The 9,257-nt window shown below is 73.2% G+C and carries 8 protein-coding genes; 1 reads left to right on the top strand and 7 read right to left on the bottom strand.

The annotated features are described in order from the left end of the window. On the bottom strand, positions 1 to 513 hold a 513-nt coding region (locus tag NOD94_RS38290), incomplete at its 3' end, for an ATP-binding protein (RefSeq protein WP_281210865.1). 220 nt (positions 514 to 733) lie between these two features. Between NOD94_RS38290 and NOD94_RS38295 the strand changes: the two genes are divergently transcribed. Beyond that, a complete protein-coding gene (locus tag NOD94_RS38295) occupies positions 734 to 1,876 on the top strand; it encodes a PLP-dependent cysteine synthase family protein (protein ID WP_281210866.1) in 1,143 nt (380 codons plus the stop codon). Positions 1,877 to 1,949: 73 nt separating this feature from the next. On the opposite strand, the gene NOD94_RS38300 is transcribed toward NOD94_RS38295, so the two are convergent. From NOD94_RS38300 to NOD94_RS38325, 6 genes are all read right to left on the bottom strand, one after another. Next, complete coding sequence (locus tag NOD94_RS38300; RefSeq protein WP_281210867.1) at positions 1,950 to 2,525, bottom strand: SRPBCC family protein; 576 nt, start codon at positions 2,523 to 2,525, stop codon at positions 1,950 to 1,952. 169 nt (positions 2,526 to 2,694) lie between these two features. Beyond that, positions 2,695 to 5,145 (bottom strand): right-handed parallel beta-helix repeat-containing protein, encoded by a 2,451-nt coding sequence (locus NOD94_RS38305; RefSeq protein WP_281210868.1) that lies wholly within the window; start codon positions 5,143 to 5,145, stop codon positions 2,695 to 2,697. A gap of 134 nt (positions 5,146 to 5,279) precedes the next feature. Then, a complete protein-coding gene (locus NOD94_RS38310) occupies positions 5,280 to 5,891 on the bottom strand; it encodes a hypothetical protein (RefSeq protein ID WP_281210869.1) in 612 nt (203 codons plus the stop codon). Between the two features lie 316 nt (positions 5,892 to 6,207). Continuing rightward, positions 6,208 to 7,032 (bottom strand): MOSC N-terminal beta barrel domain-containing protein, encoded by an 825-nt coding sequence (locus tag NOD94_RS38315; RefSeq protein ID WP_281210870.1) that lies wholly within the window; start codon positions 7,030 to 7,032, stop codon positions 6,208 to 6,210. A 135-nt stretch (positions 7,033 to 7,167) separates the two neighbouring features. After that, entirely contained in the window at positions 7,168 to 7,671 is a 504-nt protein-coding gene (locus NOD94_RS38320; protein WP_281210871.1) for a DUF6643 family protein, read from the bottom strand. Positions 7,672 to 7,917: 246 nt separating this feature from the next. Continuing rightward, on the bottom strand, positions 7,918 to 9,090 hold the full coding sequence (locus NOD94_RS38325) for a glycosyltransferase (protein WP_281210872.1): 1,173 nt from the start codon (positions 9,088 to 9,090) through the stop codon (positions 7,918 to 7,920). Between the last annotated feature and the right edge of the window lie 167 nt (positions 9,091 to 9,257).

Genomic DNA, 9,257 nt, shown 5'->3' on the forward strand with positions numbered 1-9,257 from the left:
TACGGGATGGGGGGTGGGGAGTACGTCGGGTTCCAGGGCTATGAGGGCGGGGCGGGGGAGCTCCGTTTGTTTGTGGGAAGTTTTGCGGACGGTGGCGGGGGGGGCCGCCGGCGCGGCGGCGGCCCGGAGCGAGAACCAGACCATTTTTCCGGGGCCGTCCGGCTGTGGTCGGGCGCCCCAGGCCTCGCTGACCGCCTCGACGAGCGCGAGCCCACGCCCGCAGGTCTCCAGCGTCTCGGCCGCCCGCAGGACGGGCAGCCGCGGATCGCTGTCGTAGACCGCGACGGTGAGTCGCCCGAGCCGGAGCTCGATCTCGACGGCGCACGCCTTGTCGGGCTGCGCGTGGCGGTGGACGTTGCTGAGCAGCTCCGTCACACCGAGCGCAGCCCGGTCTATGAGCGGATCGAGCTGCCAGTGGCGCAATTGCGCGGAAACGATGCGGCGGACCTGACCGATCCGCGCGGGCAGGGCCTGCAGTTCGACGACGCAGTGCCTGCGGGAATGACTGATCACGGCTGCGACTCCCCGACAAGTGAGTTACGGGTGCTGCGCCCTCGGTGCTGCGGTTTTCGGTGCTTCGGTGAAACACCACCAGCGTCACCTACCGTGCCCCGCTCTGCAACTGAATGCGACCGAAAGCGATCGGTATGGAAACCCAAAGTAACCATTTGTGCAGGTGAGGGGGGTACATTTCGAAAGCGGGGGCCACGGAACGGACAAAGGAGCAAGGCGCATGAGTACCACCGGTACCACCGGCAGAACGTCCGTGACGACGACCGTCGACGTCGACCGCAGCGACGCGGACTACCGGGCCTGGCTCAAGGAGGCCGTCCGCAAGGTCCAGGCCGACGCGAACCGCTCCGCCGACACGCACCTGCTGCGCTTCCCGCTCCCCGAGGCCTGGGGCATCGACCTCTACCTCAAGGACGAGTCCACGCACCCGACGGGCTCCCTGAAGCACCGCCTCGCCCGCTCGCTCTTCCTCTACGCCCTGTGCAACGGCTGGATCCACCCCGGTCGCCCGGTCATCGAGGCCTCCAGCGGCTCGACGGCCGTCTCCGAGGCCTACTTCGCCAAGCTGATCGGCGTCCCGTTCATCGCGGTCATGCCGCGGACGACGAGCCCGGAGAAGTGCCGGCTCATCGAATTCCACGGCGGGGAATGCCACTTCGTCGACGACTCGATGAAGATGTACGAGGAATCGGCCGATCTCGCGGCCCGCACCGGCGGCCACTACATGGACCAGTTCACGTACGCCGAGCGCGCGACGGACTGGCGCGGCAACAACAACATCGCCGAGTCGATGTACCAGCAACTGCGCCTGGAGCGCTACCCGGAGCCGACCTGGATCGTGGCGACCGCCGGAACCGGGGGCACCTCCGCGACCATCGCGCGCTACGTGCACTACATGCAGCACGACACCCGCGTCTGCGTCCCCGACCCGGAGAACTCCTGTTTCTTCGACGGCTGGACCAACAACGACCCGCACGCCACCAGCGACTGCGGCTCGCGCATCGAGGGCATCGGGCGGCCCCGCATGGAGCCGAGCTTCGTACCCGGCGCCATAGACCGCATGATGCGCGTCCCGGACGCCGCGAGCGTCGCCGCGTGCCGTGCCCTGGAGCAGGCCATAGGGCGCAAGGCGGGCGGCTCGACGGGCACCGGTCTGTGGAGCGCGCTGAAGATCATTTCGGAGATGGTGGCGGAGGGTCGCACCGGCAGCGTCGTGACGCTGCTGTGCGACCCGGGCGACCGGTACCTCGACAAGTACTACTCGGACGACTGGTTGACCGCGCAGGGCATGGACATCAGCCCGTACGCGAAGACCATCGACACCCTGCTGGACACGGGCGAGTGGCGGGAACCGGCCGCCTGAGGACCCGCGGCGCGGCGGGTCCCGCCGGCCGGTGGTGCCGGAGCGCCCCACGGAACCCGCCGGGCGGGGCCCGTCAGCGGTTCCGCGGCGGGGACGTGAGGCGGGCGTCCAGGGCGCGGACCGCCGTGCGGAACGAGTGGCCGAGGCCGGGGCGGGCGGCGGACAGGGCCAGGCGGAAGGGCGCCGGCCCGTCGGCGGCGAAGGTCCAACGGACCAGCGTGCCGGTGGCGCCGTCGCCGGAGTCGGCAGTGCCGGTCGCGCCGGTCGCGCGGGTCGTCCCGCCGGTCGTTCCGGCGACGCCGTCGGCCGTCGCGGGGCCCACCGCGGTGAGCTGCCATTCCTCCAGCAGGGCGCGCACGCCCGGTGCGTTGGTCTCGTCGACCCGGTAGGCGTAGCGCCGCCCCGGGTCCGACGCCATGATCGTCTCCTGGAAGCGGATCCCGCCGACCAGCCCGATCTCCCGGCCCGCGCCGTCCCGCGTCGGCCGGGCCAGCGTGACCGCCCCGAACCACTGCGGCCAGCCGGTCACCTCCTGCGCCAGTGCCCGGTACACGGCCTCGGGCGGGGCGGCGGCCCGCGCGACGAAGACCAGGCGTACCGGGGCGGTCTCGGTGAAGTCCAGCCCCACGGGGCGGAGTCGACGGGCCATGGCGTTACCCCCTACGACACGATGCGGTGCGGTCGGTACGCTCCGGGCGGTGCGTGCCGCGTCACCATAACCGGCGGCCCGCCGGATGTCCGCACCGGTACACCGCCACCTCGCCCCGCCACCTCGCCCCCGAAGTTCGCCTCCGAAGTCCGCCCGCCCGACGTGCCGTTCAGCAGGGCGCGGACAGGACCGGCAGGTCGTCCGGGAACAGCAGCGTGAGGTCGTCCGTGGTGGGCTCGGCCAGCTGCGCGACCCGCCCCGCGTGCCGTTCCACCATCGACTCGAAGGTCTGGCGCGCGGTCCGGCCGTTGCCGAAGGCAGGCCCCTTGGGCAGCTCCGTGAAGTATGCGAGCAGCGCCTTCGTGGTGCCCTCGCCGAGCCGGTACTCGTGCTCCTCCGCCTGCTGTTCGACGATCCGCAGCAGTTCCCCGGGCCCGTAGTCGCCGAAGGTGATGGTGCGCGAGAAGCGGGAGGCGACGCCCGGATTGACGGTCAGGAACCGCTCCATCTCTGCCGTGTACCCGGCGACGATCACCACCACCGCGTCCCGGTGGTCCTCCATCAGCTTCACGAGGGTGTCGATCGCCTCACGGCCGAAGTCCCGCCCCGAATCCTCCGGGGCCAGCGCGTACGCCTCGTCGATGAACAGCACCCCACCGCGAGCCCGGTCGAAGGCCTCCTGGGTGCGGATCGCCGTCGACCCGATGTGCTCGCCGACCAGGTCCACCCGCGACACCTCGACCAGGTGCCCCCGCTCCAGCACGCCCAGGGAGGCGAGGATCTCCCCGTACAACCGGGCGACGGTGGTCTTGCCGGTGCCGGGGGAGCCCGTGAAGACCAGGTGGCGGCGGACCGAGGCCGCCTTGAGCCCCGCCTGCTGCCGTCGCCGCCCGACCTCGATCATGTCCGTGAGGGCGCGGACCTCGCGCTTGACGCTGTCCAGCCCCACCAAGGCGTCGAGCTGCCCCAACACCTCGCCCGACTCGCGCGAGGCGACCTCGGGTTCCGGGGTCTGCGGCAGATCGGCCGGCCGCGCCGCGGGTACCACGCCCGTCGGCGCCGCGGGATCCTGCGCCGCCGTCACCGTACGGATCCCCGCCTGCGCCCCGGTAGGGGCACTGCCCGCCGCGGACCGCGCGGCCAGCCGCGACCCCGACTCGTCGCTGGTGCACCCCTCGGCCTGCGGACCGTCCTCCGCGAACTCGTAGCCCCCGCGCGCACAGCGCTCGGTGTGGCACGTCGCGAGCGTGGTGCGGCAGCCGTCGATGACGTGGAAGCCGAAACCGGAACTGCCCGTCACCCGGCACGACCGGAACGTGCCCCGGCCGCCCGCCGACACGTAGAACCCGGCCTCGGTCGCGTTGGTGACCGTGCACCGCTCCAACGACGGGTCGGCGCCCTTCGTGACGATCACGCCCGTCTGTACGCCGTCGATGGTGCAGTTGGCGAGGGTGCCGCCGCTGCCGTGGTCGCGGAACCACGCCCCGGTGCCCGCCTCGCGGATCCGGCAGTCGTCGACCTGCGCGGTGGCGCCGTCGCTCACCGAGACCGCCGTGTTGCGCACCTGCGACAGATCGCTGTCGACCACGTCGACGCGCGAACCCCGGTCCAGCACGAAGAGTGCGTCGGGCACGTCGTGGACGCGGCAGGAATCCAGGGAGGCGGTGGCCCCGTCACTGACCCACACCGCCGGGTAGTCGCCCGTGCTGTCGTGGATCTCGCAGGACTCGGCATCGACCCGGGTGCCCGGATCCCACACCGACAGGCCGTTGCGCCCGAACCGGCGGACCGTGGTGCGGCTGAGCGTCAGCACCGAACGGGACCGCAGGTCGACGGCGTTCTCCGGAATGTCGTGGATGTCGCAGCCGGCCAGGGTGAGGACGGCGTCGGTGTCGAGGGTGACCCCGTCGGCGGAGGTGCGGTGCACCGAGCAGTCGGTGAGCCGGGCCGCGGCCCGGGAGGCGATCTGCACCCCGGCGCCCTTGATCTCGTACACCTCGCAGCCCAGCGCCTCCAGGCCCGAGCCCTCACCGGTGACGCCGATGCCCGCGCCCGTGGCGTGGTGGATCCGGCAGCGCTCCAGGCGGGGGTGCCCGCCGCCGCGCACCGAGACCCCGGCCTGGCCGGCCGCGACGACCTCGCACTCCTCGAACACCCCGCCGCCGCCGTCCAGTACGGAGATGCCGACGCCGGCCGGATTCTCCACCGTGCACCTGCGCACCAGTGGACGGGCACCGCCACGCACCTCGATCCCCGCGGCGGAGCGGGTGCTCACGCGCAGGTCGGTGAGCTCGGGGGAGCCGTCCTCGACGAGGACGGCGGGCGCCGCCCGGTCCGCGCCCTCCACGTACAGGTCCTGGATCACGGCCGAGGCGCGCACAGTCAGCGCGACCCCGTCGAGCGGGGCGATCCGCACCGAGCCGATCGCGCTCCCCTCGGGCCCGCGCAGCGTCACGGCGTGGTGGAGGACCAGGTTCTCCCGGTAGGTGCCGGGGGCGATCGACAGCACGTCGCCGTCGCCCGCGACGGCGAGGGCGGCGCTCAGCGTCGGATACTCGCCCGAGCGGCGCCGCCACCGCGAGGCCCCGCCGTGCGTCACCTGGACCGTGCCCTGAGCCATGGTGCTGTCGTGCCCCCACCCTCGTATTCGCGCCGCCGGAGCGACCGAAGTGATTGAAGCCGTTCGAAGTGGCTGAAGCGATCCGAACCGGCTCCGCCCCACCGTAGCGCGCGCGGGGCCGGCGAGTTGCCAGGTCAGCTGCCCGCCCCCGCCCGGCCCCAGTCCGGCCCGGCCGCCGCCCACGCGCGGTCCAGACGGAGGTACCGCCGATGCATGAGCCTGCGTACGACCAGCCGCCGAACCGTCTCCACCAGGGTGCCCGCCGCGAGCGCGGCCGCGAACCCGGCCAGACCGGCGTGCAAGGAGGCGGCGGACGGGTCGAGCGGCTGCCCCACCAGCCGACCCCGGATGTCGGTCCATATGCGGAACCGCTCGCCGGGGACGGGCGGTTCCTCGGCGGCCGGGACCGTCCCCTCGTGGCTGGTGCCGTCCGGAGCGGTCCACGCCGCCACGATCCGGCTGCGCTCCGGGGACTGCCGCTGCGCCGACGGATCGGTCGACGCGCCGGCGAGAGGCTCGGCCGCCGGCCGGATCACCACGGCCGGTACCAGATAGCGCTCGTGGCGCTGCTCCAGGGCGGCCCGCTGGAGCGTGCCGTCCACCCGCAGGCCCGCGACCCAACCGACGGCCGGAGCCACCAGCAGGACGCACACCAGCGCGGCGAACGCCACCCACGCCTCGAAGAGATCGGTCGGCCGGCGCAGCGGATTGCGCCGCCAACGCCACACACCCATCGCTGTCCGCACGGTCCGGCTCCCCCCGTTTCCGCCCAGCTTCCGACTGCCTGCGCGCCCCAGCCTGGCGCATGTCCCGAGGACGCGCATTCCGGGACGCGCGAGACCCGTGTCATCCGATCCGGTGGTCGTTTCCGGAGGGCTGTCACACGTCCCGAAGTCACCAACGGCACCGCGTGGCCCGTTGGTTCCAGAGAGGGGCCCGAGCCCCTCGAAGGTGTCATTCCGTCGCCTGGTCGAGGCGGTCCGCCGTGGCCGGAGCCCCCGGGCCCCCCGGCCCCCCGGCCGAGGTTCCGCTCCGGACGTCACGAGCACCGCGGTCCGGGGATCACTCCAGGACCCGCACCTCGTCGCCCACGCGCACCGTACCGAGGACGACCGGCACCATGTGCCGTCCGAACGCCAGGGACTTCCCGATCCGACGGTGCCGGGCCAGGGTCTTCAGCGGCTCACGGCCGCGCTCCGCCGTCCGCTGGTCGGTCGTCGTGACGACACAGCGGCCGCACTCGCGAACCCCGCGGAAGACGGCCCCGCCCACGGCGACGCGGCGCCATTCGTCCTCGGCCCAGGCGTCGGCGCCGGCGACCACCAGGTTGGGACGGAACCGGTCCATCGGCAACGGGCCCTCCTGCGGGTGGTCGCCACGGGCGATCAGCTCGTTGAGGGCGTCGAGGGAGGCGCTGGTGGTGGCCAGCAACGGGTAGGCGTCGGCGAGGCTCACCGTCTCGCCGGGCAGCGCGTAGTGCGGATCCACGGGTCGGCGGACCTCCGGGTCGTCCATGTACACGAGCCGGGCGTCACGGCCGAGGAAGGCGGTGAACCAGTCGGCCGCGGACCGCGCCGCGACCAGAGTGTCGATCTTGTTGCCGAAATGTACGGAGGGCTCGCGCGGACCCGGTTCCGGAACCTCCACGACCAGCTCCGGCATGCCCGGCGCCGACAGCGCCACCCGCCCTCCCGTCAGCGGGCGCGCGGCGGCCAGGGCCATGAGGGCCTCCTGGCGCTGGCTGATGACCGTGCCCTCGATGTCGACCACGGCCCAGCGCCGGTCCCCGGACAGCCCCCATGGCTCCACGGCCACCTCGTCGGGAGAGGTCCCCGCCACGGATTTGACGGGGTGGACGTGCAGCGACTGGACGTACAAGTTCGGCATGGGGGCATTTTGCCGGCCTCCCCCCGTCCGGGCACCGCGGTTATGGCGCGGGTCGAACGCTCCGCGACCGTGCCGGGGCCGGGTGTGACCCGGACCGCCGGCCCGTGTGCCCGGTGCCGTGCGGGCGAGCGCCCGTCAGTAGCCGCGCCCCTGGTACGGGCGGCCGTACGGGTCCTCGTACGAGGGGACCTGTGCGGGGCCCTGCACGGGGCGGGGGGCCGCCGGGCGCATGGCCTCGTACCCGGTGGCCGCGGCCATCGGACGGGGCTGCTGCGGCTGCGGGACGTATCCAGCGAAGGCCGCTACCGGCTGCTGCTGCGGGATGTACGGCGCGGGCGCGTGCTGGAGCGGCACGGGCATCTGCTGCACGGGTGCCGGCTGCTGCTGGTACGGGTACCCGTAGCCCGGAGCCTGCTGCTGGGGCATGGCCGGGGGCAGGGCGGGCATGGAGGAGGCGAGGGCCGGCAGGTAACCACCGCTCGAGTAACCGGCACTGGGCGACTCGTAGGCGGCCGGAACGCGGATCGGGGCGATCTGCGGGGTGCCGCGTTCGGCGACGAGGGAGTCGTAGATGGGGGTGTCCGTGAAGGAGGGCGCGGAGTAGTAACCGCCGCCATAAGTGGAGCGGGGGGAGGTCATGGGACCTAAGTTAAGCCCACGACTTCACCGGGTCCATAGCGAGGTGCCGTCAACCCCGCCCTGACCTGCATATTCGCAGGTCAGGGCCACAGCTTTCACTTCACGTTCACGTGCACGATTCGTCACTTCCGCCCCGCCTTGTTCGCACTCGTACTCACTGGTTGACCCTTGCACCTATGTGGTGCTGACGCAGCGTCACAACGCGATGACCTCGGATGACGCCCCTTCAGGGGGTACCGGGCGGTTTCATGCGTCGCTGGGACGGGCATAGGTTCGGCCCTTCCAGGCGGCGCCGCGGCCCCGGTAATGCCGGACTGCCGAGTCGACGGTCATCAGCAGGTACAGCAGCGCCGTGAACGGCAGTAGCGGCGCCAGGGCGGCCGGCTGCCGGTAGTGGCGCAGCATCGGCAGGTAGGTCCCGGCCATCAGCAGCCAGGCGAGCCCGCCCGCCCAGGCGACGGCGGGCCGCCCGGCCGCGAGCCCCGCGACGAGCGCGACCGGCGGGACCAGGTAGACGAGCACCAGCCCCGCCACCGTGCCGGCCAGCAACAGCGGCTGGTGCCGCAGTTGGGCGTACGCGCTGCGCGACACCATCCGCCAGAGGTCCCCGAGCCCCGGATACGGGCGCACGCTCTCCACCCGCTCCGCCAACCCGAGCCAGATCCGACCGCCCGACGCCCGGACCGCGCGGGCCAGCGACACGTCGTCGATCACCGCCTGGCGGATGGAGTCCGGCACCCCGGCGCGCACCGCCGCCTCGGTGCGCAACAGCACGCAGCCCCCGGCCGCGGCGGCGGTCCGGCCGCCGGGGCGGTTGATCCGACGGAACGGGTACAGCTGCGCGAAGAAGTACACGAAGGCCGGCACGACGAGCCGCTCCCAGCCGCTCACCACGCGCAGCCGGGCCATCTGGGAGACCAGGTCGAGCCGGGCACCGGTCGCGGCCGCGACCAGCTCGCGCAGGCTGTCCGGCGCGTGGGCGATGTCGGCGTCGGTCAGCAGGAGGTACTCGGGCTCGGCGGCGCGACTCGTACGGGCGTGGGCGATGCCGTGCCGCAGGGCCCACAGCTTGCCGGTCCACCCCGGCGGGGGATCGCCCGGGGACACCACCGTCAGCGGCAGCCCCGGGTGCTCGGCGGCCAACCGCAGGGCGAGTGCGGCGGTGCCGTCCGTGCTGCCGTCGTCGACCAGGACGACCTCGGCCGCGCCGGGATAGTCCTGGGCGAGGAGCGAGGGCAGGCTGCGGGGGAGGACCTCGGCCTCGTCCCGGGCCGGAACGACGATCGCCACGGACGGCCAGCGGGCGGGGGCGGTGCGCGGCGGGAGCCGGACGTCGGTGCGCCAGAACATGCCCTGGGCGAACGTGAGCCAGAGCCAGGCGGCGAGTGAGGCGCAGGCGGCGATCAGGAGGAGGCCCATGCCCCGCAGTCTGCCGAAGCCCGCTGCCGTTGTCCCGCGTCCGGGCCGCGGGGCGTGGGCGCGGTGTCGGCGCGGGGCCGGGCCCGTCGCGGGGGGAGCTCCTCGGAAGGCGCCGGGCCCCGACGCGCGAGCCCCCGCGGCAGCGCCGTCCGGTCGGCGGGACGCTG

Source organism: Streptomyces sp. Isolate_45, assembly GCF_024721315.2.
In the GTDB taxonomy this organism is placed as follows: Bacteria; Actinomycetota; Actinomycetes; order Streptomycetales; family Streptomycetaceae; genus Streptomyces.